This is a genomic window from Nocardia sp. NPDC055050 (assembly GCF_053608345.1).
This window is the reverse complement of the sequence record NZ_JBSGVG010000018.1, coordinates 55,013-80,216: the sequence shown is the minus strand read 5'-3', so window position 1 is coordinate 80,216 and position 25,204 is coordinate 55,013. Positions and strand designations below refer to the sequence as shown.

Below are 25,204 nucleotides of genomic sequence, written 5' to 3'. Positions count from 1 at the left end.
GGGCGCGACCCGACGCCGCACCCGCACCGCATGTCGCGCTCAGCCGTGGTGGCGAGCGGTGAAGCGGATCTGATTGCCCCACGGGTCACGGAACGCGCAGTCGCGGCCGTATTGCTGGTTCACGATCTCCTGGGCGACTTCGGCCCCGGCGTCGCGGATGCGGGTGAAGGTGGCGTCGATGTCGTCGGTGGCGAAGATGACGGTGGACTGGGCACCGCTGTCGATGCGCGCGAGCGCGGCCGCCCGGTAGGCGGGGTCGGGGGCCATCTCCGGGACCTCGAGCACGAATTCCAGGTTCTTCTGGTCGACCGGGCCGACCGTCAGCCAGCGCGTGTTGTCGCCGAACGGCATGTCGGTGCGGACCTGCAGGCCGATCAGGTCCCGATAGAAGGTGAGGGCCTGGTCCTGGTCGCCCACGAGCAGCATGACGTGGGTGAGGGAGAGATCTTCGCCGTGGCGCATCCGGTCTCCTCGGGTCGGGCGTCAGCGGTGCGCAGGCGCCTGCGTTCCAGCGTAGCCAGCGAACCTAGAGTTGCCGGATCACCCGCGCCGGATTGCCCGCCGCGAACACCCGGTCGGGCAGATCGCGGGTCACCACGGCACCCGCGCCGACCACCACGTCGTCACCGATGGTCACACCCGGGCACACGATCACCCCGCCACCGAACCAGGCATTGTTCCCGATCCGGATAGGCGCCGCCGATTCCCAGCGCTGCCTGCGCTTTTCGTGATCCTGCATCGGATGCAGCGCGGTGAGCAGCTGACAGCGCGGCCCGATCGAACAGTCGTCGCCGATGATGATCGGCGCGCAGTCGAGCAGGATCGCGTCGTAGTTGAGGAAGCTGTTCGCCCCGATCTCGATCAGGTATCCGTAGTCACACTGGAACCGCGGCATGATCCACGAACCCTCCCCCAGCTTGCCGAGGAGATCACCCAGCAACTCGGTGCGCTGCCCGGTCTCGTCGGGCCCGGTGCGATTGAACTCGTCGCACAACCGTTGTGCCCGTTGCCGTTCGGCCACCAGTTCCGGATCGTTGTCCTTGTACAGCTCCCCGGCCAGCATCCGCTGCTTCTGTTCGCCCACCCCGCCGAGTGTAGGGGTGGGCGAACACGGCGCGTTTCGATCTACTTGGCCGGGTCGACCTCGAAGGTCTCGGCGATGTCGTCGAGGACCGCGTGGGCGCCGGTGAGGCCGACCGAGGTCAGCCAGACCAGGTCGTCGACCGGGGTGACCTTGCCGCGCAGCTGGTTCCACAGCGGGTTGGCCTCGGCGGCCGCCTTGCGCTGTGCGGCGGCGTCCTCGCCGTTGCTGGTGAGGAAGACGTAGTCGGCGTCGGCGTCGAGGAGCCGCTCAGGGCTGAGGGTGATCGAGAAGTCGTTCTTGGGGTCGTCGGACTTGTCGAGCTGGTTCAGACCGGCGTCGGCGAAGATGTCGCCGACAAAGCTGACCCGCTGCATCAGCCGGTCTTCCTTGGGCAGGAAGCGCAGTAGCGACACGGTCGGCGCGTTGCCACCGTTCTTCGCCTTGATCGCCGCCCCGATCTTGGTGGCACGGTCCTGGTATGCCGCCAGCTTGGCCTGCGCCAGGTTCTCCTTGTCGACCGCCTTGGCGAGCAGCAGCAGGTTCTCCTTCCAGGTGGCGCCGGTGGTCTGGCTGAACACGACCGGCACGGTGCCCGAACCGAGCTTGATGCCCTTGAACTGCTCGTACTGCTTCTCGTGGCGCACCTTCGCCGACACGATCAGATCCGGCCGGGCGCCGGCCAGTTTCTCGATATCGGGGGTCTGCAGATTGCCGATGTTCACCGCTCGCCCGCCGCAGGTCTGAGCGGCCGCGCCGAGGAACGCGGGCAGCTTCTCGCCCATGGACTGGTAGGTCGTGTACGCGACGACTTCGGTGTTCAGCACCAGGGCGGCGTCGACGAACGTCTGATCCAGCGCCGCGACCCGAACCGGTCGGGTGGTGATGGTCGCCGGGTCGACGACCGTGCCGACATTCGTGCCCGCCTTGTCCTTGACCGCCCCGGCCTCGATGGTGCGCGGGTACGCGCCGCCGTCGAGGTTGCTCGCGGTATCGCAATCGCTGCTCGCGGCGCCGGTGGCCGACCGGTCCTGGCCACACGCGGACAGGCTCAGGACGGCGGCGGCGACTGCCGCGGCGGCGGCGAGCCGACGGCTCAGTGGGGTGTTCATCGAGGTCTCCCGAGTGGTTCAGAGTTCTTTAGGGTTGCTAACCTAGCGAAGCCTTACCTAATTACCAACTATGAAGAGGGACAGTGCCCGCATCGCCGCCCGGAGTCGTGTTCGCCAACACACGGTCTCGCCGGTTGCTACTCATCGCCGGACTCTTGGCCGCGGTGTTCGCGACCGTCCTGCTCAGTTTGGCCATCGGTTCCAAATTCATTGCTCCTCTTGATGTTCTGCACGCACTCGGCGGCACGACCGACACCGAGACCGGCGCCATCGTCAACGGTCTGCGCCTGCCACGCACGCTGCTGGGGGTCCTCGCCGGTCTCGCGCTCGGCATCGCGGGCGCGGTGATCCAGGGTCACACCAGAAACCCTCTCGCCGACCCCGCGCTGCTCGGCATCACCCAGGGCGCGGCGCTCGGCATCGTCCTGGCGGTGATGATCGGCGGCATCTCCAGCCTGTTCGGCTACGTATGGTTCGGCTTCGCCGGCGCGCTGATCGCCACCATCACCGTGTTCGTCATCGGCGCGACGGGCCGCGGCGGACCGACCCCGGTGACCCTCGCCCTGGCTGGCGCCGCCGTGAGCTACCTGTTGCAGGGCCTGATCTCGGCGGTGGTGCTGTTCGACACCGACGTCACCGACATCTACCGCTTCTGGAAGGCCGGTTCGCTGGTCGGATCCAACCTGGACCTCCTCGGTAAGGCCACCCCGTTCATCCTGGTCGGGATCGTCCTCGCGCTGGCCAACACCTCCGCGCTCAACGCGCTCAGCCTCGGCGAGGACACCGCCCGTTCGCTGGGCCATCGCGTTTCGCTGGCGCGCGCCGTCGGCATCGGCTCGATCGTGCTGCTCACCGGCGCGGTCGTGGCGATCGCGGGACCGCTCGGCTTCGTCGGGCTCGTCGTCCCGCACCTGGCCCGCGGTATCACCGGGCCCGACTACCGCTGGCTGGTCCCGGTCGCCGGGTTGCTCGGCGTGGTCATGGTGCTGGTCGCCGACATCGCGGGGCGGCTGGTGCTGGACAAGGGCGAACTTCCGGCGGGCATCATGCTGGCCTTCGTCGGCGTCCCGTTCTTCATCGTGTTGGTCCGCCGCCGAAAGCTGGTGAGCATATGAGTACCGTCCGGGCGGTCCGGCTGGGACCGGTGTCCTGGCAACTGCGACTGCGCACGACGGCGGTCCTGGTCGTCGGGCTCGCGATTCTCGGCGCCGCGAGTTGCGTCGCGCTGGCGCTGGGCACCTACACGATGCCCGACGGCGGTCCGGTCACGCCGTGGGACGTGCTCGCGGTGCTCGGCGGTGGCGGCGACGACGGCCTGGCCTATGTGGTGTGGGATCTGCGGCTGCCGCGGATTCTCACCGGGGCGCTGGTCGGCGCGGCACTGGCGCTGTCCGGCGCGATCACGCAGGGCATTGCCCGAAACCCGTTGTCCAGTCCCGATATTCTCGGCGTCACGGCAGGCTCGAGCGTGGCCGCGGTCGCGGTGATCGCGCTGTCGGGCAGCCGTGGCCAGATCAGCGGCGCCGCCGCCGAGATCGGGGTGCCGGTCGCGTCCATGCTCGGCGGCCTACTCGCCGCGCTCGGCGTTTTCCTCCTGGCCTGGCGCGGCGGTATCGAGGGCTATCGGCTCGTGCTCGTCGGTCTCGGCGCCGGTTCGCTGCTGTCCAGCGTGACCTTCTGGCTCCTCAGCGTCGGCGACGTGGATATCGCGACGCGGGCGGTGACCTGGCTGACCGGCAGCCTCAACGGCAGCAGCTGGATCCAGGTGACACCGGTGGCGATCGCCCTGGCTGTTCTGGTGCCGGTCGTCCTCGGGGGCACCCATCTGCTCGGCGCGCTGCATTTCGGCGACGACACCGCCCGCTCACTCGGCGTGCGGCTCAACGCCGCCCGGCTGACGCTCCTGGTGCTGGCCGTGTTGCTCGCCGGAGTCGCCACCGCCTCGGCGGGCGCCATCATCTTCATCGCGCTCGCAGTGCCGCAGGTAGCACTGCGTCTCACCGGTTCGGCACAACCACCGCTGCTCACCTCGGTGGTGCTCGGCGCGGCCTTCACGGTCGCCGCCGATCTGGTCGCGCGCACCCTGCTGCCCGCCGGCGAACTGCCCGTCGGGGTGATCACCGCTGTCCTCGGCGCGCCCTATCTGATCTATCTGTTGATGCGGCGCAATCGCGTCGGGAAAGCGGGCGTGTGATGACCGTTCGGCTGCAGGCCAGCGAGCTGACCCTCGGCTACGGGCCGACAACCGTCGTGGACGGTCTGGATCTGGACATCACCGGTGGCACCGTCACCGCGGTGATCGGGCCCAACGGGTGCGGCAAATCCACCCTGTTGCGCGCGATGGCCCGGCTGCTGCGGCCCGCCGGTGGTCATGTCCACCTGGACGGCAAACGGATCGACCGCATGTCGACCAAGGACGTGGCACGCGTGCTGGGCATCCTGCCCCAATCCCCGCTGGCTCCGGAGGGTCTCACCGTCACCGACCTGGTCGCCCGCGGCAGGCACCCGCACCAGCGCTGGTACCGCCAGTGGTCCGACGACGACGAAGCCGCCATCATCGAGGCGCTGACCTGGACCGACATGGTCGAGTTCGCCGATCGCTCCCTCGACGAGTTGTCCGGCGGCCAACGCCAGCGCGCGTGGATCTCGATGGCGCTGGCCCAGAACACCGACCTGCTCCTGCTCGACGAACCCACCACCTTCCTCGACCTCGCCCACCAGATCGAGGTTCTCGACCTGGTCCGGCGCCTGCACGCCGACGCGGGCCGGACGGTGGTGATGGTGCTGCACGACTTGAATCTCGCCGCGCGGTACGCGCATCGACTGGTCGCGATGCGCGCGGGCCGGGTGGTTGCCGCGGGTACGCCCGCCGAAGTGCTCACCGAGGACGTGGTGGCGCAGGTGTTCGGACTGCGCGCCAAGGTGATCGACGACCCGGTCACCGGCACTCCGCTGGTGGTCCCGATCGGCCCCGTCGACGCCGGCGCCTCGACCGAATCCTGAACAGTAGGGTCATGGGGTGACCTCTGGGCGGACTCGACACAACTACACCGGCACCTCGGTCGCCGAACGACAGGTCGAGCGCCGGGCGCTGTTCATCGACGCGGGACTGACTGTGTTCGCGGAGAAGTCGTACGCCAACAGTTCGCTGACCGATGTGTGCGCGGCCGCGGGGCTGTCGCGTCGGCAGTTCTACGAACAGTTCGCCGGGCGCGAGGAACTGCTCGTCGCGGTGTACGACTCCGTGCAGGACAAGGCCGGGGCGGCGGTGGCCGCCGCGCTGGCAGCGGCGGACTCCGACGAACTGCGCACGCTGATCGACGCGGCCGTGCGGGCGTACACGACGGCGATCACCGACGACATCCGATGCGCCAAAGTCGCTTTCGTCGACATCGTCGGGGTGAGTCCCGAGATCGAGGCGTATCGGGCGCAGGTCAGGGATCGGTGGGGCGAGGTGGTCACCGCGATCGCGGCCGGTCGCGACGGGGTGCGGATGCCGCCCGGCGGCTGGCGGGTGCCGATGGCGGCGTTCATCGGGGCGGTGAACGGCGCCGTGCACCAGTGGAGCCTGGACGACCCGAGACCACCCGTCGACGAACTGGTCGACGTGTTCTCCACCATCCTGAACAGCCTGATCTCAGCGACGCCCCCCGGCGTGTGATTGCGATCTGCGCCACACCCATGTCATAGTTGCCGCTATTGAGACGAAGGCGTCTCAATTCATGTGAGGACTGTGCGCGATGAGATCTCCCTTCGTTCAGCGATGGCTTGCCCTTGCCACCGGTGTGCTCGCGGCGGCAACGGTGATGACCGCCGGGCCGGTCGCGGCCGAGCCGCCGGCGGCGCCCCCGCCGGTGATTCCACTACCGCCCGAATGGGATCCGGGCTTCTACCTACCGCCCGCGGACGTGGTGGCGGCGACCGCGCCGGGTGCGATCATCGCGGTCCGGCAGGTGCGAGTCGCCGATTTCGGTCTGCTGCCGATCGATGTCGACGCATGGCAGGTGTCGTATCGCTCCAACAACAGCCGTGACGAGGCGATCCCCGCGGTCGCCACCCTGATCAAGCCGCGCGGGCAGGCGCCGAACCCGCGCAAGCTGCTGTCGGTGCAGCTGGCCGAGGACTCGACCGCGGGCTACTGCGCACCCTCCTATGCGCTGCAACATCTCTCGGCGGCCGCGGTAGCGGGCCAGATCGTGGTGCCCGCCGAGTTCCTGTTCGCGCAGGCAGCGCTGTCACAGGGCTGGGCCGTGGTCGTTCCGGACCATCAGGGCCCCGATTCGGCCTACGCGGCCGGACCACTGGCGGGCCGGATCACCCTCGACGGCATTCGCGCCGCGACCAACTTCGCCCCGCTCGAGGCGGGACCGACCGCACCGGTGGGCCTCTACGGCTACTCCGGCGGTTCCATCGCGACCGGTCACGCCGCCGAACTGCACAGCAGCTACGCGCCCGAACTGAACATCGTGGGCGCGGCAGAGGGCGGGGTCGGGGCCGATCTCGGCGCCGCCTTGAGCATGGCGAACAACCAGGCGACCTCGGGTCTGGTGTTCGCCGCCGTGCTGGGACTCACCCGCGAATATCCCGATTTCGCCGCCTACCTCGATCAGCGGCTCGATCCGCTCGGCAAGGCCCTGTTCGCGATCAAATCGCCGCTGTGCGTGCAGTATCAGTCGGCGCTGCTGCCGTTTCTGAATCTCACCGGCATGATCGGTTCCGACGGTAATCCCCTCGACGATCCGCCGGTCGCGGAAATGCTCGACGACACCCGCATGGGCAAGTCCGTCCCCGGCATGCCGCTGTTCGTCTGGCATTCCGCGTGGGACGAGATCCTGCCGCTGGCCGCGACCGACACCTTGGTCGACACCTACTGCAGCGATCCGAACACCTCGCTGACCTACACCCGCGACCACGCCAGCGAACACATCGTCGCGGAAGTGGTCGGCGGTCCGGCCGCGCTGATCTGGCTGCGCGACCGCCTCGACGGCGTCCCCGCCGCCCCCGGCTGCACCACCTCCGACGCGGGCACCATGGCCGCGACCCCCGGCGCCCTGGACTTCCTCGGCGACTCGCTCGCCGCGAAGTTCGCATCCCTGTTCGGCATGCCGCTCGGGAGCCGCTGACTCGACGAATCGGCGAACTCGGCGATACACATTGACGTTCGATGTTGATTTGTATCATACTCGCCGAGTTCGTCGATCATGAGCAGGAGGTGCCCCGTTGACCGACAACGCGCGGGCCGCGCTGGAGATTCTTCGCGATGCGAGCCAGTTCAAGTGGTATGTCATTCCGCTGTTACTGGTGGTCATCTACATCTACGCGGTCGAAGTCGAGCGGCGTAACTGGAATGTGCTGTTCGCCGGGCTCGCGCTGTGGGGCATGGACTGGTTCAACGAGATCTGGAACGCGCTGGTCTTCCACTTCACCGAGCGGGCGCCCGTCTGGGCGGCGAGCGGACCGACGGCCTACCAGATCCTGATCGGGCTGAACATCGAGATCTGCTTCATGTTCGCGATCATGGGCATCGCGGCCGCGAAGATGTTGCCGCCGAAGGAAACCCGGATCTTCGGGCTGCCGAACCGGCCGGTGCTGATCGCGGCCAACTCGATCGCGGCGGTGGGTGTCGAGATACTGCTCAACAAGGCCGGCGTGCTGACCTGGGATTGGTCATGGTGGCAGCCCGGCTTCCCGTTCCTGATCTGGATCATCGGGTACGTGCCGTTCTTCGCGGCCTGCTTCTTCGTGCACGATCTACCGAGCGTGCGAAGCAAGGCGCTGGTGGTCGGCACGATCTTCGGGATCGACGCGATCGCCCTGATCGGTTTCGGCGCGGCGGGGTGGCTGTGAGGCCCGGGCACGCCGTCCGGCGTACAGCGGTGATCGCGGCAGCCGGACTGGTATTCGCCGGAGTGACAACACAATCGGCGGCCATCGCCGATCCGGGGTGTCTGGCGGTGGGTACGGTCGGCACCCCGGAGGTGAGCGTCGACGCATCCGACGCCGGACTGGCGGCGTTCGCCCCGGCAACGGTCGCGCTGCCCGAGCAGGTGTATTTCCGCACCACCACCGAGTCGTTCAACCGCCGCTGGACCTTCGCCACCCGCGACGGTCAGGTGTACGTGAAACCGGCTGCCGCGCCGGGTGGTTGGCGCATGATCGCGCTGCCGGGCTGCCTGGCGGGCACGATCGCCGGTGTCTCGGCCGACGACGACGAAGTGATGATGATCGACCGCGACGGCCGGTTCGTCACGATGGATCACGCACTCAGCGCTCCCGCGGACTGGAACTGGAGCAGCCGCTACGGCGCCCCGCTGTGGACCGGGCCCGGCAACACGCTGCCGCCGGGCGCGCCGGCCTGGTCGTGGTCGGTGTTGTCGCCCACCGAGGATCACGTGTGGACAGACACCGCGGGCAACGAACACCCCGTCGGCGGGGCGAAGGTGTCGCACGTCTTCGCGCTGACCCACGGCGGTCAGCGGATCCAGTACGTCGACCCGTGGCTACCGGTGGACCACAGCTACGAGATGAGCACTCCGCTCGGTGGGCGGTTCCAGGCTGTCGCGTTGTCCACCAGCGCGTCGACCTCGCTGGTCGTCAACCGGTACGGCGACTTCTACACGCGCCTCTACGATTTCGACATCTCCGGCGCGGACAAGGTCTTCTTCCGCTACTCCTACGAGGACCAGCGCGGCCTACCCGAAGCGCCGGACATGCTGTCGGAGCGCATCGATCCTCGCTACGCCGCCATCCAGCTGCCCGCACCGGACTGGGTCGCGCAGCCGAAGGTGCCCGGTGAGATCACCGACCGCATCTCCGTCCACCGGACCGGGCCCGGCTCGGCGGCACGAGAGCTGCGCGTCGAAGGGCGCGACGGTGGCCGGACCGGGTTCTGGCGCAAGATGCTCACCGACGCGTCGTGGACCTTCGTCGTCACCGATCAGCCGCTTTCCGGTGCGGCACTGGAGAACTCGCCGGTGCACCGCGCTCACGAGACGCTCGGTCCTGTGTCCGAGTACGACTACCAGGGCGTTTCGGCCCAGGGGTGGACCGCACGCATCCAGTCCTTCGATCCGGCCGTCTCCCCCACACCGCTGCGGATCGAATTCGGTGACGGGAGCGGGCTGGACGTCGTGCTGCACACCGTCGATGGCTTGCGGCAGACACCGCAGCAGCCCGGGATCACCGCGCAGCCGCGGTTCTTCGACGGGACCATCGAAGTGCCGCGGGAACTTCTCGCCTCGGTAGACGCGCAGCCGAGCACCGTGCGCGACTTCCTGCGGAACACGCTGGGCGCCAAGCGATTCACCGACACCTCGGTCGATGTCACCGACACGCGGTTCCACCTGGCCCTGTCGGACCTCACACTGCATCGACGCTGACCGGTGCGACGGGAGGTGGGCTCAGCTCACCTCCCGTTGACGAGGTTGGACGCGGTGCAGCAGGACCTGCTCGAGCAGCGCGACCAGGACATCGCGCACGGAGTCGCGGTCGCGGGCATCGCAGTCCAGCACCGGGATCCAGTCGTCGAGGCCGAGCGCTTCACGGACTTCACCGAGATCGAAGCGGGTCGCGTCGGCGAAGCGGTTCACCACCACGACGAAGGGCGTGTGGTGTTCTTCGAAGTAGTCCAGGACGGGGTAGCAGTCTTCGACCCGGCCGGTGTCGACGACGATCACCGCGCCGAGGGCGCCGTCGACCAGGTCGTCCCAGAGGAACACGAATCGATCCTGGCCGGGAGTGCCGAAGAGGTAGAGGATCAGCGACCGGTCGAGGGTGATCCGGCCGAAGTCCAAAGCCACTGTGGTCGCGGTCTTTTCGGCGCGACGACCGGGGTCGTCGACACCGATGGAAACCTCGGTCATCGACGCTTCGGTGACCAGTGGCTCGATTTCGGAGATGGCGCCGATGAAGGTGGTCTTACCGACGCCGAAGCCGCCGCTGATCACGATCTTCACCGACGACGGCATGGCTGGTGCCTCAAAGTGCGCGGACAAGGTCGCGGATCCTCTCGATGGCGGCGGTCGACAGTTCCGGCGCGTCACGGACGGTCACATGCCCCGCCGCCGCCAGATCGCTGACGATCACCTTGGCGATGCCGACCGGAACCCGCAGGGCGGCACCGATTTCGGCGATGGAGTGCGGCGTCAGACACAGCTGCACCACGGTGCGTTCTTCGAACCGCAGCGGCGCCGACAGTGCGGACGGCGGTGCCTGGACGAGGGTTTCGATGCGCAGGCCGTCCAGCACCGGGACGGTGCGGCCCGCGGTGACCACGAATGGGCGAACGAAGCGGTCGTCGACATCGTCGTGGTCGGTGGGGGTCACCGGCACCGACGGGACGAGACCACGCCACCCCGCCGGCTGGTTCATCGGGATCATGCGCGGGTCCGGCAGCCGCGGGAGATCGAAATCTCTCATCTGCGCAACGACTCTCGCAATTCGCTGATCAGCAGCGGGTCCAGCAGTGATCCGGCGCGTTCGGCGAGGATCGCCATCTCGTAGCCGACCAGGCCGACATCACAGCCGCCGTCGGCGATCACGCCGAGGCAGCTGCCGTCGCCCAGCGCCGACACCAGCAGGAAGCCGCGCTTCATCTCGATCATGATCAGTTTGAGGCCGTCGAAATCGTAACTGCGCGAGGCACTCCGGGCGAGGCTGGACAGGCCCGACACCATCGCGGCGAGCCGGTCGGCGCCGGTGCGGTCGAGTCCGTCCGACATCGCGATCAGCAGCCCGTCGGAGGAGACGGCGACGGTGTCGCGCACGCCGTCGGTATTGCGGACGAAGTTGCCGAGCAACCAGTTGAAGGTGTGTGGATCGGCGGTCGGTAGGTGGGTGGTCACCGGGTCTCCTGGGGTCTTGTCCGATCGGTCAGCGGGTGGGATCGAGTGGCGTGGAAGAGGATTCGGTCTCGCCGCCGCGTTCGTGGCCGGTGCGGAACGAGGAGAGCATGCTGCGGGTCTGGTCCGGAGTCCGTTCGACAACCGGGGGCCGGGCCGGGCCTGCGGCCGGATCGCGGCGGGGCCGCTCGGGCGCACCGGTGATCTTGGCGCGCTTGCTGCGTTTGACCAGGCCGTTGCGGGTGCGTTCGACGGCGGGTGCGCCGATGGACTCCACGGCGGGCAGTTCACGCGATGGCGGTACCGGCGAGCTGGTGTGTCCTCGGGCCTGCCCCTCCGAGCGTTCCGGGGCTACCACGCCGTAGTGGTCCTCAGCCGACGCCCCGTTGGGGGCCGCACCGTTGCGCGGACGCGCGGAATCGGTGGAACTGCTGAGGAACTGCGCGTAGACGGAGCCGGTGGACGAATGGTTCGCCGCGGCCGGACCACTGCCGTTGGTGCTGTTGCCGGCTCCCGATTCCGGATTCCGGCTGTGCCGCGACCGCCCGTTGGTGCCGGTCGGCGACGCCGAGCCACCGCGGATGGCGTGCGACGTCTCGCCGAGGAAGCCGACCGGTCGATCATCGCTACGGTCCGCACCTGGCACGCCGGCCGGGGTCACGTGGTGTCCCGGTGTCGCCGAACCGATCGTGGCCCCAGCGCCCGCAGGTGCCACCACGTGACCCACGGCGACCGAGGTGTCCGTGCGCTCCAGGGTTGCGGGTTCGGCCAGATCCTGACTCGCGGGGCCGCGGGCGGCGTCCTCTCGCAGATCCGCTGCCTGCCCGGCCTTTCCGTCGGCGAGCAACGACGGCGGGAGGAGCAGGCGGGCGACGATGCCGCTGACCGGTGACGTGTTCAGTTCCACGTCGATGCCGAGGCGCCCCGCCAGCCGACCGACCACGTAGTGGCCCAGGTAGCGGGTGGAGGCCACGATGAAGTCCTGCTCGCCGCGCAGCCGGGCATTGGCTTCGGCGAGTTGCTCGGCGGGCATGCCGACGCCGTGATCGACGACGGCGAGCAGGTAGCCGCCCGCGACCTTGCGGCCGTACACCTCGACCTCGAGATCGGGCGGCGAGAAAGCCAGCCCGTTCTCGATGAGTTCGGCCAGGATGTGCGCCAGTTCGCTGACGACGGCGCCGGTCACCGCGATGTCGTCGATCCGGCGCAGCACCACCCGCCGGTAATCGTCGACCTCGGACAGCCCGGCCCGGATCACGTCGGTGAGCGCGATCGGCTCGGCCCACCGGCGCGGACTCGCCTCGCCGACCAGCACCAGCAGACTTTCGGCGTTGCGCCGCATACGGGTGGCCAGGTGGTCGAGTTCGAACAGGTTCGACAGTGCCTTCGGGTCGAGCTCCTCGCGTTCGAACTCGCTGATCAATCCCAGCTGACGGCGCACCAGGTTCTGATTGCGGCGGGCCAGATTCGCCATCGATTCGGTGGTGTTGCGCCGCACCAGCGCCTGCTCGGAGGCGAGGTCGAACGCGGTGGTCTGCACGCGATCCAACGCACCCGCGACAGCGGCGATCTCCACGCTCGCGCCGGGAGGCGTGCGCACGGAGGCGGGCGGATCGGGTTGAGCGTCGGCGGCACTGTGCCAGGCCGCGATCACCTCGGGTAGCCGGGTGGAGGCGACGTCGTCGGCTTCGGTCGCCAGCTGGGCCAAGGGGCGGACGATGGCCCTGATGCTGGCGAAGACGAGCGCGAACTCGGCGGCGATCGCCAACAGCGCGGCCAGCGCGAAGGCGGCCAGCATCAGCGCGGCGTCGCGGCGCAGTGTCTCGGCCCGCGCGCCGACGTCGTCCCCGATGACCTGCTGGACCCTGCGTTGCTCGTCGATGACCGCGGTCATCTGCGTCCACCACACGGCCGGGTCGACCGGCTGAACCAGCGGTCCCAGCGTCGAGGCGATCGCGACGTTCTCCGATTCGGTTGCCCGCGTGGCGTTCTCACTTGCCAGCACCGCGTCCAGACGTGCCTGCTGGGCGGGCGTCGCGTCGTGGCCGAAGGCGGTGAGCGCGGCATTGCGGGCAGCACGGATGTCGAGGAACTGCACGTACTCCCCCGGCGCGAATTCTCCGGCGGCGAAAACGCCGTTGAGGAAACCGCGTTCACGAGCCGCGAATTCCTTCGCGTCACCGAGCGCGTAGAGCGCTTGCAGGCCGTGCCGGACGGCCGGGTCACGCGCCTGGTCGAGACCGAGCGAGAGACGGTTCAGCGCGTCGATGCCGTCGGTGTAGAACTGGAACGCCGCCTGCCGGGTGACATTGCGATTGTCGACCTGGGAGCGGATCGCGGGCAGACCCGCCAGATGACCCAGCGCCGAGCGCACCTCCCCCGCACCGGGCGGGTTCCCCACGACGGCGTTCACCAGGGCATGCAGGGCGGCGTCGGTACCCGTGCGCTGGTCGGTGACGGGCTGGCGCAGGCGCTGATCACCGCCGAGCAGACCGTTGCTCAGACCGCGTTCGCGCTGCACCTGCTGCACGAGGTCCTGCGCGGCCAGCGCGACCGCCACCGCGTCCACGGTCTCCCCGCTGCGGCGGTAGGCGCTGACCTGTGTCGACATGGTCAGCCCGAGCAGCGCGAGCACCAGCACCAGCGACACCACCAGGATCCGGGCGAGCTGTCCGGAGATGGTGCGCGGCCGGATCAGCCCGGCGCCGGCCCGCTGCCCTCGAGCGCCGCCATCCGATCGGGTTCCGGTCGGGTTCGGCCGGGAACGTGCACGCACACCTACTCCTTGGCAATGCCACCGCAACGTCGGTCACGGTGGCTCACGGAAAGTCAGGTGCAAACTTGCACTCCGCGCAGTGCGCGGTCAATGCGGAACGGTGTAAAGCAGCAATTCGTGCACTGATCTAAACATGCCGGAAATCCAGCGGGCTTTGTGTAGCCGAATGCTCACAGCCGCACCGGCGGCGAGTTGGTCGGCCGGTTCACTGCCGGATACATACAGGTCACCAGAGAGCGTGACACACAGCACATTTGATGCGGCCGATCAGAAGCGGCAATTCGAATGCTCGACATCACTACCGGTTGCGGCGATGTCACGCAAATCGAGAAGCAAAGTCGTATCGATCAATTCGCGTTGCCGAACGGTATTCGAGAGAATTACTCTCCGCCGAGAATTCCCAGCACCTGATCGGAGTAGAAGAACGGCTCGAGCCGCTCCCGGATCAGCCCGGCCAACACACCGTTGCGCTTGGCCGCCTCGATGACAGCCGGCCCGTAGCGCAGGATCTCGGTACTGATGTCGTCGGCATCGAGACCGAGTTCGGGCAGCATCGCCGAGAGCGTGTGGTCGCTGTACCTGGCGTAGAACACCTCGACGCACTCGCGCACGAGCAGGCCGAAGTACTCCTTCTCCCTGGTCGTCACCGCGATCTCGTAGCAGATCTGGACCAGCTCGTTGAGGTCCTTCTGGGTGAGGTACTCGCGCAGGCCCGCGACGGGTTCGTCGGCGTGCAGGTCCCAGAATTCCATCGCCGCCGAGTGCACGGGCGCGTCGCGCAGCATGTCGCGGATGGCGTTGTTGGTGCGCTTGAGCGCGAACAGCGCGCCCTTGCCCGCGAGGTCACCGACGAAGGTGCTGTCGGCGGCGACCTTCTTGGCCCGGTTGGCAGCGGACTGACCCAGCGACATCAGCGAGGAGACGCCCGGAATCTTCTCGGCGCGCTCGCGATTGGCCTGCATGAAATCGCCGATCAGCTTGTCGACGAAGCGCGAGGCCACCGTGGCGACGAGCGGGCTCTCGGTGAGCCGGTCCAGGATCCGCTCCTGGGCCTGGTGCATGCCGAAGATCTTCTCCAGCAACGCTTCCACCGGTTCGCGGTCGACCACGTCGCCGAGGGTGTATTCGGTGTTCGAGGCGATGTGGTCGTAGATGGCGTCGGAGAAGATACCGACGGTATCGGCGATCACGGGGCTGCCGCCGATGCGGTCGAACACGGTGGCCACCGTCTGCTCGCCCTGTTCCAGGGAAACCACGTCACCGAACCTGATCGACTCGCCGACGGCCAGCACGGCGGCCACATCGCGGGCGATCACCTCGGCGAACCGTTCACCGGTCACCTCGGCGAGCAGGAATTCCACCTGCGCATCGAGTAGTCGGTCGGCGATCTGGCGCGCCTGCGTCATCTGTGTGTCCACCCATCACGTCGTTACCGGAAGGGAGGACGCGTGGCTACTTCTCGCCGGAATCGTTGCCCTGCACCGATTTCCGGATCTGATCCAGCCGCTCACGCGCGGCCTTCTCCCGCGCCTCCCATTGCTCGTCGACGCTGCGACCCGCGGGAGTCTGCCGGTCGAGCTCGTCCATTCCCTGCGCGGTGCCGAAACGCTGCTCGACCTTATCCCGAACCGAGTCGAATGTCGGCACTCCGGAAGTGGAATATCCGCCGGTGGCGGTGGGTGCGCCGGTCACCGGTAGCCCGGACGGTACCGGCGGTACCGGCATCGCGCCTCCGACCTGCCCGGATGCGACGGGCACCACATCCGCGTCGATGACGTTCGTGTCCAGAGTCACAGGCGATCCGGTTTCGGCATGACCGATTTCAGCCTGGGCCAGCGCGGCGGCGACCGCGCCGAGCCCGGGGCGTCCGGCGACCGCGGCGCGCAGCACCGACACCAGCTCGTCGTCGGGCAGCGCAGCCAGGCGGCCGAGGAGTTCGCTCGTTTCGCTCATACCGCCAGGCTACGCAGAATCAGCGACCCTCGACGACGACCGGGCTGCGGCGTTATCGAGCCGCCCAGTCGGCGATGATCTTCGGCCACTGGGCGCCGAGCGTGTCGATCACATCGTTGTGACCCGCGCCGGGCACCACGATCAGCTGTTTCGGTTCCCGCGCCGCCGCGTACAGGCGTTCGGCGTGGCGCAGCGGGAGGAGTTCGTCGCGGTCACCGTGCATCATCAGGACCGGGACGCGCAGGTTCGCGATGTGCCGCAGGCTCGGATACGCGTTCGGGATCAGCGGCGCGGGCAGGAACGGGTAGACCGAACGCGCGGCGGCGCGCATGCCGCTGAACGTCGACATGAGGATCATGCCCGCGGGCGGATATTCGCCCGCCAGTTCGAGCAGTACCCCGCCACCGAGAGATTTGCCCAGGTAGTAGACCCGATCGGGATCGACTTCGGGTTGCTCGAGCAGGGCTTGGCGGGCAGCTCTGGCATCGAGGTAGGTGCCCTGTTCGCTCGGAGTGCCCGTGCTGTGGCCGAAGCCGCGGTAGTCGAAGGCGAGCACGTCGAAGCCGGCGTCGACCAGCAGCGCGATGATCGAGACGCGGTCGCCGATGGTGCCCGCGTTGCCGTGCGCGTAGAGGATGTGACCGCGGGGGCGCTCGGCCCGCACGAACCAGCCGTGCACATCGACGCCATCGGCGGTGCGCATGGTCAGATCGCGATAGTCCAGGCCGAGCGCCGCCGGGGTCTGTGCGACGTGCTTGTCGAGGTGGTAGACCAGCGCGTTGAGCACGCGCGTCGCGGGATGCCGGATCATTTGCCGCGGCCCGCCTGGAAGCCGAAGTCCCAGTTGTACAGGCGCGCGATCTCCACGACACCGCCGCCCGGTTGCCCGGCGGGCGGGCGGACGAAGCTGCCCTCGCGGCGCACCACGAACTCGCCGTCGACGTTCTCGAGCGCGAACAGCACCGCGTCGCGGGAGTTGTCGGCGCAGCCGTCGAGCGTCATCTCGATGGGCGCGGAATTCACGGTGTGCAGGGTGACGGTGGCGTGCACATTGCGGAAATCGCTGGCACCGTCGTAGATCGAGGCGAACACGAGGATGCGGCGGATGAACTGGGTGTAGTCGAGATTGACCGACAGGTTCTCGCCGGTGATGCTGGCACCGGTGCGGTCATCCTGATCGAGGTGGATGAACGGCGGTTCGTAGAGGGCGCCGAAGCGGCGGTCGAGGGCTCGCACGGAACCGATCGCGCCGTTGACCAATTCGAAGAAGCAGCACAGGTCGAGGTCGATGTTCTTGCCGCGGAGTTTCCCGAAGAGGCGGCCGGTGGCGGCCATCGAGGTCCAATTGAGGTTCACGCGCATGACGCCGCCGGTGGCGCCGTGTTTCGTCAGGGAGACCGACGGGGCTTCTTTGGTGAGCGAGACCTTGGCGAGGTCGACCGGAGGTGGTGGGGGCGGGGCGAACTGGGGGTTGCGCTGGGGTGGGATGCCGGGCTGGTTCGGCGGCGGCGCGTACTGCTGCTGATTCGGCGGGAACACCGGGGTCGGCGGGCTCGGCGGCGGGGTGTGGGGCCGGTTCGGCTGAGGCGCGGGGATGAAGGGCTGTGTCGGCGGGGCGTACGACTGTTGCGGAGTCGGCTGCCCCGAGCCGAACGGCTGCGGGGGCGCGGGAGGCGCGGGAGGCGCGGGAGGCGCGGGAGGCGCGGGAGGCGCGGGAGGCGCGGGAGGCGCGGGAGCATCGTCGACGGAGATGCCGAAATCGGTAGCGAGCCCGGCCAATCCGCTGTCATAACCCTGGCCGACCGCGCGGAACTTCCACGCACCCTGGCGGCGGTACAGCTCGCCGAGCACGAACGCGGTTTCCGTGGTCGCTCCGCTGCTGTCGAACCGCGCAACCTCGGCGCCGGTCGCGGTGTCGATCACCCGGATGTAGAGCCCGTGGAACTGACCGAAGGTCCCCCCGTCGGCGGACGCGGCGAGCACGATCGTCTCGATCTGCGGCTCGACCTGCCCGAGATTCACCGAGAGCGCGTCGACAACGGTGTGCCCCTGCTGTTTTCCTTCGTGCCGCACCGCACCCGAGGGATGCACGGCCTGGTTGTAGAACACGAAGTCGTCATCGGAGCGCACCTTCGCCCCGGCGAGCAACAGCGCGGACGCGTCGGCATCGGGCACACCCGGCCCCGACTGCCAACCCAATTCGACGCGGACCGCGGAAGCAGGCACCGCGACATTGGCACCTTTCATCATCGACACACCCTCCAACCTAGCCCGCCCCCGGTCCGAGCCCAACCGCTCGCCCCCACTCCCCTCGCACCACCGCCGAATTCTGGCGTCGTGCCGCGAAGCTGGATCCTTGCGCCGACTACGCGTGCCGGTCGTGATCGGCGGCGCGCCACCGGTGAGCGACAGCGGCCGCACTCGCGTCGCAGCGCCGGGTTCGGGTTCGGGTTCGTCAGACGTGAAACAACCTGAGGGACAACCGCTCACGACGAAGGCCGCCCGGCGGAACCGGGCGGCCTTCGGATGTCGGGTGAGGATCAGCCGCGCAGTTCGGCGCCGACCGCGGTGGTGGCCGAGGCGACGGCGGCGTCGCGGGCGGCGCTGGCCTCGTCTTCGGTGAGGGTGCGGTCGGGGGCCCGGAAGCGCAGGGCGTAGGTGAGGGATTTGCGGCCCTCGCCTGCTTGGGCGCCTTCGTAGACGTCGAACAGAGCGATGCTCTCGAGCAGGTCGCCGCCGCCGGTGCGGAGCGCGGTTTCGACCTGCGCGGCCGGGACGGTCTTCTCGACGCTGATCGACACGTCCTGCAGGACTGCCGGGAACGCCGAGATCGTCGGCGCGGGCAGGGATTCACTCAGCGGCAGGGCGTCGAGGTCCACTTCCAGCGCGCAGGTGCGCGGCGGCAGACCGGCGCGCTCAAGGACGGCGGGGTGGAGTTCGCCCGCGTGGCCGACGACCACACCGTCGACGAGCAGCTCCGCGCAGCGACCGGGGTGCCACGGGAGGTAGGCCGCGGCCCGGCGTTCGATGACCACACCCGCCGCGTCGGCGATGTCGTCGACCAGCGCGAAGGCATCGGCGGCCTCGGCCGCACGGCCGGGGCCCCACGGCCCGCGCGGATCGTGCCTACCGCTGAGCACCGCGACGACGTGCACCGGCTGAGCGGGCAGCGACGCTTTGAGCTCGGCGATCTGCTCGTCGGTGGGACGACGGTCCACCGGCAACGCCTCGACCGAGTGGGTCTGCGCGCCGGGCTGCACCACCTGGGCGATGCCGTAGATCGTCAGGTCACGCGCACCGCGCGAGATGTTGCGGGCGGCCACTTCCAGCAGACCCGGCAGCAACGTGGTCGCCAGTTCGGGGCGGTCGCTGTCGAGGGGGTTCAGGACGCGGGTGGTGTTGCGGCGCGGGTCGTCGGCGTCGAGCCCCCACACCTCGAACACGCCACCGGGCAGGAAGGCCGGCGGCGGCACCTCGACGGCACCGGCGAAGGCCAGCGCCCGGCTCACCGCACGACGACGCTGCTGCTGCGCGGTCAGACCGCGACCGCCGGGCGCGGTCGGCAGCACGGACGGGATCTGCTCGAGGCCCTCCAGCCGCAGGACTTCTTCGACCAGGTCAGCGGGCTGCGAGAGATCGGGGCGCCAGCTCGGCGGGGTCACCAGCAGCTGGGTCTTGCCCGCGTCGTTGACCTCGATCTCGACGCCCGCGCCGATCTGGGCCAGCCTGCGCACGGAGGTGCCCGCCGGGTAGGTGACGCCGGCGACGCGGTCGGGTAGGTCGATGTCCATCGCGATCGGCGCGACCGGCTCCAGCGGCACCCGGATGTCGGTGAGCGCGGATTCGATGGTGCCGCCGGTGATGTCGGCGAGCAGGGTGGCGGCGCGGTCGAGCGCGACGATGTTGATCTCGGGATCGACGACGCGTTCGTAGCGCTTGCCCGCCTCCGAGGAGAGCTTGTGCCTGCGCGAGGTCCGGTACACCCGCAGCGGATTCCAGACGGCGGCTTCCAGCACCACGTCAGTGGTCTCCGCGCCGACCTCGGTGCTCGCACCACCCATGACACCGGCGAGGGAGATGACGCCGGAATCATCGACGATCACCACGTCCTCGGCGTCGAGGGTGCGCTCGGTGTCGTCGAGGGTGCGCAGGGTCTCGCCCTTGTGCGCCGAGCGAACCACCAGACCGCCGTGCAGCTTCGCGGCGTCGAAGGCGTGCAGCGGCTGGCCGAGTTCGAGCATCACGTAGTTGGTGACGTCGACAGCCGGGGAGATCGGCCGCATGCCCGACAGCATCAGTCTGCGCTGCAACCACAGCGGGCTCACCGCGTTCGGGTTGATCCCGGTGACGCGGCGCACGCCGAAGCGGGTGCAGTCGGCATCGTCGTCCAGGCGAACGGGCCAGGCCTCGGAGTCGGCCTCCGGCAGCGTGCGCACGGCGGGGTCGGCGTATTCGAGGTCGAACCCGCAGGCCAGCTCGCGGGCCAGGCCTCGCACCGAGAAGCAGTAGCCACGATCGGGGGTGATGTTGAGTTCTATGATCGTGTCGTCGGTCCCGAGCAGCACGTTCGCGTCGTCGCCGGGCTGCGCGGAACCGGGCTCGAGCACCAAGATGCCGTCGTGATCCTTGCCGATGCCGAGTTCGGCGACCGAGCAGATCATGCCGTTGGAGGTGTGCCCGTAGGTCTTGCGCGAGGAGATCGTGAACCCGCCGGGCAGCACGCCACCGGGCAGCACGACCACAACGAGGTCGCCGACCGCGAAATTGCGCGCGCCACAGACGATTTCCTGCAACTCAGGGTTGCCGACGTCGACCTTGCAGAAGCGGATCGGCTTCTTGAACTCGGTCAGTTCGGTGATCTCGGCGACGCGGCCGACGACCAGCGGCTTGTCGATACTGCCGCCGATCGGCTCGAGCTTGTCGACCTCTTCGACTTCCAAACCCACCCGGACGAAGCCCGCGTCGAGCTCTTCCGCCGACACCGACCACTCGGGGGTGGTGCGCTGCAGGATCTCGGTCAGCCAGGACTGTGCTACTCGCACTTGACGTTTCGCTCTCTCTCTAAGACCGGATACCGAAGGGCAGGGTGAACCGCACGTCACCCTCGACGATGTCGCGCATGTCGGCGATGGTGGTCTGGAACTGCAGGGTGCGCTCCATGCCCATGCCGAACGCGAACCCGGAATACACCTCGGGATCGATGCCGCTGGCGATCAGGACCTTCGGGTTGACCATGCCGCAGCCGCCCCACTCGATCCAGCCCGCGCCGCCCTTCTTGTTCGGGAACCACACGTCGACCTCGGCCGACGGCTCGGTGAAGGGGAAGTAGTTGGGGCGCATACGAGTACGGGTCTCGGGGCCGAACATGGCCTGCGCGAACGCGTCGAGGACACCGCGCAGGTGCGCCATGGTCAGGCCCTTGTCGATCGCCAAACCCTCCACCTGCGAGAACACCGGGGTGTGGGTGGCGTCGAGCTCGTCGGTGCGGAAGGTGCGACCGGGGCACGCGACATAGATCGGCACCTCGCGCTCGAGCATGGACCGCACCTGCACCGGTGAGGTGTGCGTGCGCAGCACCTGGCGCGAACCCTCCGGGGCGATGTGGAAGGTGTCCTGCATGGTGCGCGCCGGGTGGTCGGGCAGGAAGTTCAGCGCGTCGAAGTTGAAGTGCTCGGTCTCCACCTCGGGACCCTCGGCGACCTCCCAGCCCATGCCGACGAAGAAGTCGGCGATCTGCTCGGAGATGACGGTGATCGGGTGCCGGGCGCCCACGGGCCGACGACGGGCGGGCAGCGTGACGTCGATCTTCTCGGAGATGAGCACCGCCTGATCGCGCTCGGCCAAGAGTGCGGCACGGCGCGCCTCGAACGCGTCCGATACCCGCTTACGCGCGACGTTGACCCGCTTACCGGCCTCGGCCTTCTCCTCCTTGGGCACACTGCCCAGACCGCGCTGCGCGAGCGCGATCGGCGACTTACCGCCGATGAAGTCGGTCTTGGCGACCGCCAGCGCATCCAGATCGGCCGCCGCGGCAAACGCCTTCTCGGCCTCCGCCGCCGCTGCCGCGAGTGCCTCCTCGGTCAAAGAGGCGTTTTGCTCGACTCCACTGTTGTCGTCGGCCACGATCTTCTCGACTCTCCCCTGGGGATCGGTTCGCGGGCGCGTCATTGCCATCCCGCATCGGTGCTGCGTAAATCCTATGGGATGGGGTTGACGCGATTCATCCGGATTACTCGCGACGCGATCAGCGCAGGTCGGCAGGGTCGCGAGACAGACCGATCAGCGCACTGGAGGGCGCGGATCCACAGCGCAGGTCGCGCGAATTCTCGCACCCGGTTCCGGCGCGGGTTGTCGTCGACCACGAACCACATGGATGCCACTCGAACATCCTGTGCGGGAAGTTCAGTGGCTCGCGAGCAAACTCGCGCACAGCCTTCGTATGGGATCCTGCAATCGCGGCCTGACCGATCTGGTCAGGGGTCGTGCGCGGCTACTCGTCGTATCGGGGCAGGCAGGCAGTGTCGAGGGACAACCCCAGGGGATCGAGGAGGCTGATCGGGTCGCCGTACATGCCTTCGATCAGTTCGGCGTAGCCGCCTGCGGCGGGACCGGCGAACAATGCCCAGCGGCCGACGCGAGGGTCGATGACGAGCAGGGCGCGCACGCCCGCCGCGGCGTACCAGCCGTTCTTGCCGTTGATCTGCGCCGCCCGCTCCGACTTCGAGATCACCTCGACGGCGAGTTCGACATCGAAGGGGTCGGCGAGCCAGTCATCGTCGGTGTCCCAGGTATCAGGGAGGATGACCAGGTCGGGAGTGCAGTAATCGTCGTCATCATCGGGCATCGCGATCGAGGTGACCTCATATGCGGCCAGCCCATTCGGCATCGATGCCTCCAACTGCTGACGCAGTCGGCGGATGGAACCCGCGTGTTTTCCACGTGGGGTCGGTGACATCACGAGCGCCCCTCCCAGAATCTCGACACGCAGACCGGTCGCGCGTTCGATCTCCTCGGCGACCTCACGAAGGTTGCCTGGCCGAGGATGCATCGCGGGAAGGGTCATGCGGTCGCTCCATTCGTGCGGACTGCTGTGGTCAACGATACCGCGACCTGGTCGAGCCAGTGATCAACCGGCTCACCGCGGTGACCTGGCAACGAATTCCTCCACGGTCCCCACGGAGCGCTCCGTACCGCGCGATATCGGAGCTGCGCGCGGCGTCGGGTGTTGTGCCCGAATCGGCTGTTTCTCAGGGCAATCGGAAAGCAGTCCGAATTCGAGGGAACCGAATGGGATCGGGGCGCGTCCAAATGAGCAAACACACCAGCGTGTTCGACTCGAGAACAGGACGACTCGATGGCTGAACAGACCGGCGATCCGACGTCTGCGCGGGGGCGGCGTGCTCGACTCACCGCTGCGGGGAGCGGGCTTGCGTTGTGTGGCTTCGGGATTCGGCCCGTGGGGCGGCGTCCGTTCCCGCGTGCGGCGGGGTTGTGCGCGCACCGGCCCGAACAGCAGGCGGCGCCCGAGCAGGGCCAGCACCCGGACAGTGTCGGATGACAGGGCCGAGCGGCCGTCGGGTCACGTCGGCGAGCGCACTGTCCTACGTTCGATTCCAGGCTGCGCAGCCCAATCGACACGGTCGACATCCGGGCGTGTTCGGCCTGGTGAACGGGCTGTGGACCGCAGGGCACCTGAGTGCCGGGGAGGTGCGGTTCCGCCGGGGCGGCAACGATTGGTTCAGCGAGAATCTGACGAATCCGAGTGACGTCGACCCGGGAGTGTACGACCGCGCACGGCATCCAGGTGCCGCCTCGTGGTTCAAGGCGAGCGCGGTGTCGATGATCGAGCGGGTCAAGGGATACCTCGCGATCCTCGACGCGCACGGCGTCGAATGGGAGCGGTTGGACTCCGCCGCACCGGGCACCATCATCTATGACGATGCCGAGCAGGTGGTTGTCGTGCCGTTCGGCGACAACCACCTGCTCAGGGAACCGATCAGCGGCTATCGCGCGGGCTGAGTGTGCCGGGGCAGGAACGCTGCCACCACCGCTGCGCAGGCGACCAGGGCGGCACCCACCCACACCGCAGGGACGAGGCCGTCCACATAGGCCTGGGGGTCGGTGTAGGAGCCGTGGGAGGCGAAGACCGAGGCCAGGACGGCGATGCCCATGGCGACGCCAACTTCGCGAACGGTGCTGCTGATGCCCGACGCCATGCCCTGGTCGGCAGGGGAAGCGCTGGCCATGACGATGGTGGACGAGGGCGCGAAGGTGAGGCCCATGCCGATGCCGCCGAGGACGAACGGGGCGACGAAGGCGAGATAGGGGACGTCGGCGGTGGTGATCATCGCCATCCAGCCGAGGGAGACGGCCAGGCAGAGCTGGCCGATCGCGATGAGGGTGCGGGCGCCGACGCGGTCGACGATCAGGCCGGCCAGCGGTGCGACGACCATCGGGACCATCGTCCACGGCATCGTGCGGATGCCCGACTCCAGCGGTGAGTAGCCCTGGACCACCTGGAAGAACTGGGCGAGCAGGAAGATCGAGCCGAAGACGCCGGACGAGAACCCGAAGGACACGATGAAGCTCAGGCTCAGGCCGCGGGATCGGAACATGCGCAGCGGGAGCATCGGATCGGTGGCATAGGTCTCCCAGACGACGAACGCGACGAGCAGCACGGCGCCGCCGATCAGCGCGGTGAGAACCTGCGGTGCGGTCCAGCCGTCATCGGCACCGTGGATGACACCCCAGACCAGCGCCAGCACGCCACCAGCTGAGAGCAGCACGCCCAAGTAGTCGAGTTTCCGTGCGGCGCCCCGTGATTCGGACAGCATGCGGGCAGCGAAGGGCAGCGCCAGCAGACCGATCGGGACGTTGAGCCAGAAGATCCACTGCCAGTTCAGGCCGTCGACCACCGCACCGCCGACGACCGGCCCGACGGCGACGCCCAAGCCGGCGATGCCGCCCCAGATCCCGATCGCGGCGCTGCGCATCTTCTCGGGTACCGCGGCGGCCAGCAAGGTGAGCGACAGTGGCATGACGGCGGCACCACCGACGCCCTGCACCGCACGGGCGGCGATGAGCATCCACGGCTCGGTGGCCAGCGCGCACGCCGCGGAAGCGACGACGAAGATGCCGATTCCGGCCAGGAAGACCCGGCGACGGCCGATCCTGTCGCCCAGGGCCGACGCCGACAGCAGCAGCGCGGCGAAGGACAGCGTGTAGGCGTTGATGAACCATTGCAGGTCCGACAGTGACGCTCCCAGTTCGGTTTTGATCACCGGGAGGGCGTTCGTCACGACGAGGTTGTCCAGCGTGACCATGAACATCGGAATGCCGACGGCGGCGATCACCGCGCCGAGCGGCTTGTTCTTCGCCCCGGAGTTCGGTGGCGTCACGGCGACTCGCGCGCCGCCGGATTCGAGTGTCTGCGTCATGCCAA

Annotated in this window: 23 protein-coding genes; 8 read left to right on the top strand and 15 right to left on the bottom strand. The window is 68.5% G+C overall.

Translation table 11 applies throughout. From position 1 onward, the window contains the following. Window positions 1–39: 39 nt before the first annotated feature. The 3 genes from ACWGCN_RS20065 to ACWGCN_RS20055 all read right to left on the bottom strand — a co-directional run bounded on the left by ACWGCN_RS20065 (window position 40) and on the right by ACWGCN_RS20055 (window position 2,193). Complete coding sequence (locus ACWGCN_RS20065) at window positions 40–462, bottom strand: VOC family protein (protein WP_378994182.1); 423 nt, start codon at window positions 460–462, stop codon at window positions 40–42. Window positions 463–526: 64 nt separating this feature from the next. Further along, a complete protein-coding gene (locus tag ACWGCN_RS20060) occupies window positions 527–1,084 on the bottom strand; it encodes a sugar O-acetyltransferase (RefSeq protein WP_452459527.1) in 558 nt (185 codons plus the stop codon). 41 nt (window positions 1,085–1,125) lie between these two features. Then, complete coding sequence (locus ACWGCN_RS20055; RefSeq protein ID WP_378994178.1) at window positions 1,126–2,193, bottom strand: ABC transporter substrate-binding protein; 1,068 nt, start codon at window positions 2,191–2,193, stop codon at window positions 1,126–1,128. Window positions 2,194–2,300: 107 nt separating this feature from the next. Here ACWGCN_RS20055 and ACWGCN_RS20050 point away from each other — a divergent pair, with 107 nt between their 5' ends. The 7 genes from ACWGCN_RS20050 to ACWGCN_RS20020 all read left to right on the top strand — a co-directional run bounded on the left by ACWGCN_RS20050 (window position 2,301) and on the right by ACWGCN_RS20020 (window position 9,572). Further along, a complete protein-coding gene (locus tag ACWGCN_RS20050; protein WP_452529071.1) occupies window positions 2,301–3,308 on the top strand; it encodes a FecCD family ABC transporter permease in 1,008 nt (335 codons plus the stop codon). After that, window positions 3,305–4,387 carry a FecCD family ABC transporter permease gene (locus tag ACWGCN_RS20045; protein ID WP_379314137.1) on the top strand — a complete coding sequence of 361 codons (1,083 nt, stop codon included), beginning with the start codon at window positions 3,305–3,307 and terminating at the stop codon, window positions 4,385–4,387. The genes ACWGCN_RS20050 and ACWGCN_RS20045 overlap by 4 nt, the downstream gene beginning before the upstream one ends. Continuing rightward, on the top strand, window positions 4,387–5,196 hold the full coding sequence (locus tag ACWGCN_RS20040) for an ABC transporter ATP-binding protein (RefSeq protein ID WP_452459525.1): 810 nt from the start codon (window positions 4,387–4,389) through the stop codon (window positions 5,194–5,196). The genes ACWGCN_RS20045 and ACWGCN_RS20040 overlap by 1 nt, the downstream gene beginning before the upstream one ends. 16 nt (window positions 5,197–5,212) lie before the next feature. Next, window positions 5,213–5,854, top strand: coding sequence for a TetR/AcrR family transcriptional regulator (locus ACWGCN_RS20035; protein WP_387448133.1), 642 nt, complete (start codon window positions 5,213–5,215; stop codon window positions 5,852–5,854). Window positions 5,855–5,933: 79 nt separating this feature from the next. Further along, on the top strand, window positions 5,934–7,316 hold the full coding sequence (locus ACWGCN_RS20030) for a lipase family protein (protein ID WP_378994167.1): 1,383 nt from the start codon (window positions 5,934–5,936) through the stop codon (window positions 7,314–7,316). Between the two features lie 97 nt (window positions 7,317–7,413). Then, window positions 7,414–8,040: a hypothetical protein gene (locus ACWGCN_RS20025; RefSeq protein ID WP_452459524.1), complete on the top strand. Its 627-nt coding sequence runs from the start codon at window positions 7,414–7,416 to the stop codon at window positions 8,038–8,040. A 62-nt stretch (window positions 8,041–8,102) separates the two neighbouring features. Beyond that, window positions 8,103–9,572: a hypothetical protein gene (locus ACWGCN_RS20020; RefSeq protein ID WP_452459523.1), complete on the top strand. Its 1,470-nt coding sequence runs from the start codon at window positions 8,103–8,105 to the stop codon at window positions 9,570–9,572. Window positions 9,573–9,593: 21 nt separating this feature from the next. Here ACWGCN_RS20020 and ACWGCN_RS20015 read toward each other — a convergent pair whose 3' ends face one another. The 11 genes from ACWGCN_RS20015 to ACWGCN_RS19965 all read right to left on the bottom strand — a co-directional run bounded on the left by ACWGCN_RS20015 (window position 9,594) and on the right by ACWGCN_RS19965 (window position 22,825). Beyond that, window positions 9,594–10,160, bottom strand: a complete 567-nt coding sequence (locus ACWGCN_RS20015) for a GTP-binding protein (RefSeq protein WP_378994296.1) — start codon at window positions 10,158–10,160, stop codon at window positions 9,594–9,596. Window positions 10,161–10,170: 10 nt separating this feature from the next. Further along, window positions 10,171–10,611 (bottom strand): DUF742 domain-containing protein, encoded by a 441-nt coding sequence (locus ACWGCN_RS20010; RefSeq protein WP_378994161.1) that lies wholly within the window; start codon window positions 10,609–10,611, stop codon window positions 10,171–10,173. Next, entirely contained in the window at window positions 10,608–11,036 is a 429-nt protein-coding gene (locus ACWGCN_RS20005; protein ID WP_378637023.1) for a roadblock/LC7 domain-containing protein, read from the bottom strand. The genes ACWGCN_RS20010 and ACWGCN_RS20005 overlap by 4 nt, the downstream gene beginning before the upstream one ends. Window positions 11,037–11,064: 28 nt before the next feature. Beyond that, window positions 11,065–13,809 carry a nitrate- and nitrite sensing domain-containing protein gene (locus tag ACWGCN_RS20000; protein ID WP_452459522.1) on the bottom strand — a complete coding sequence of 915 codons (2,745 nt, stop codon included), beginning with the start codon at window positions 13,807–13,809 and terminating at the stop codon, window positions 11,065–11,067. A gap of 380 nt (window positions 13,810–14,189) precedes the next feature. Beyond that, a complete protein-coding gene (locus ACWGCN_RS19995; RefSeq protein WP_378994155.1) occupies window positions 14,190–15,215 on the bottom strand; it encodes a hypothetical protein in 1,026 nt (341 codons plus the stop codon). 46 nt (window positions 15,216–15,261) lie between these two features. Further along, window positions 15,262–15,762 (bottom strand): PspA/IM30 family protein, encoded by a 501-nt coding sequence (locus ACWGCN_RS19990; protein ID WP_378994153.1) that lies wholly within the window; start codon window positions 15,760–15,762, stop codon window positions 15,262–15,264. Between the two features lie 52 nt (window positions 15,763–15,814). Then, complete coding sequence (locus ACWGCN_RS19985) at window positions 15,815–16,573, bottom strand: alpha/beta hydrolase (RefSeq protein ID WP_452459521.1); 759 nt, start codon at window positions 16,571–16,573, stop codon at window positions 15,815–15,817. Further along, complete coding sequence (locus tag ACWGCN_RS19980; RefSeq protein WP_452459520.1) at window positions 16,570–18,012, bottom strand: TerD family protein; 1,443 nt, start codon at window positions 18,010–18,012, stop codon at window positions 16,570–16,572. The genes ACWGCN_RS19985 and ACWGCN_RS19980 overlap by 4 nt, the downstream gene beginning before the upstream one ends. Window positions 18,013–18,302: 290 nt before the next feature. Then, on the bottom strand, window positions 18,303–20,804 hold the full coding sequence (gene pheT, locus ACWGCN_RS19975) for a phenylalanine--tRNA ligase subunit beta (protein WP_452460145.1): 2,502 nt from the start codon (window positions 20,802–20,804) through the stop codon (window positions 18,303–18,305). A gap of 19 nt (window positions 20,805–20,823) precedes the next feature. After that, the gene (gene pheS, locus ACWGCN_RS19970) at window positions 20,824–21,885 is read right to left on the bottom strand and encodes a phenylalanine--tRNA ligase subunit alpha (RefSeq protein ID WP_067457595.1); all 1,062 of its coding nucleotides are present in this window, start codon (window positions 21,883–21,885) and stop codon (window positions 20,824–20,826) included. Window positions 21,886–22,252: 367 nt separating this feature from the next. Beyond that, window positions 22,253–22,825, bottom strand: a complete 573-nt coding sequence (locus ACWGCN_RS19965) for a Uma2 family endonuclease (RefSeq protein ID WP_452460144.1) — start codon at window positions 22,823–22,825, stop codon at window positions 22,253–22,255. Window positions 22,826–23,316: 491 nt separating this feature from the next. Here ACWGCN_RS19965 and ACWGCN_RS19960 point away from each other — a divergent pair, with 491 nt between their 5' ends. Beyond that, window positions 23,317–23,781: a hypothetical protein gene (locus tag ACWGCN_RS19960; RefSeq protein ID WP_452460143.1), complete on the top strand. Its 465-nt coding sequence runs from the start codon at window positions 23,317–23,319 to the stop codon at window positions 23,779–23,781. On the opposite strand, the gene ACWGCN_RS19955 is transcribed toward ACWGCN_RS19960, so the two are convergent. Continuing rightward, window positions 23,766–25,199, bottom strand: a complete 1,434-nt coding sequence (locus ACWGCN_RS19955; protein WP_452460142.1) for a DHA2 family efflux MFS transporter permease subunit — start codon at window positions 25,197–25,199, stop codon at window positions 23,766–23,768. The two genes, ACWGCN_RS19960 and ACWGCN_RS19955, sit on opposite strands and share 16 nt — an antisense overlap. Between the last annotated feature and the right edge of the window lie 5 nt (window positions 25,200–25,204).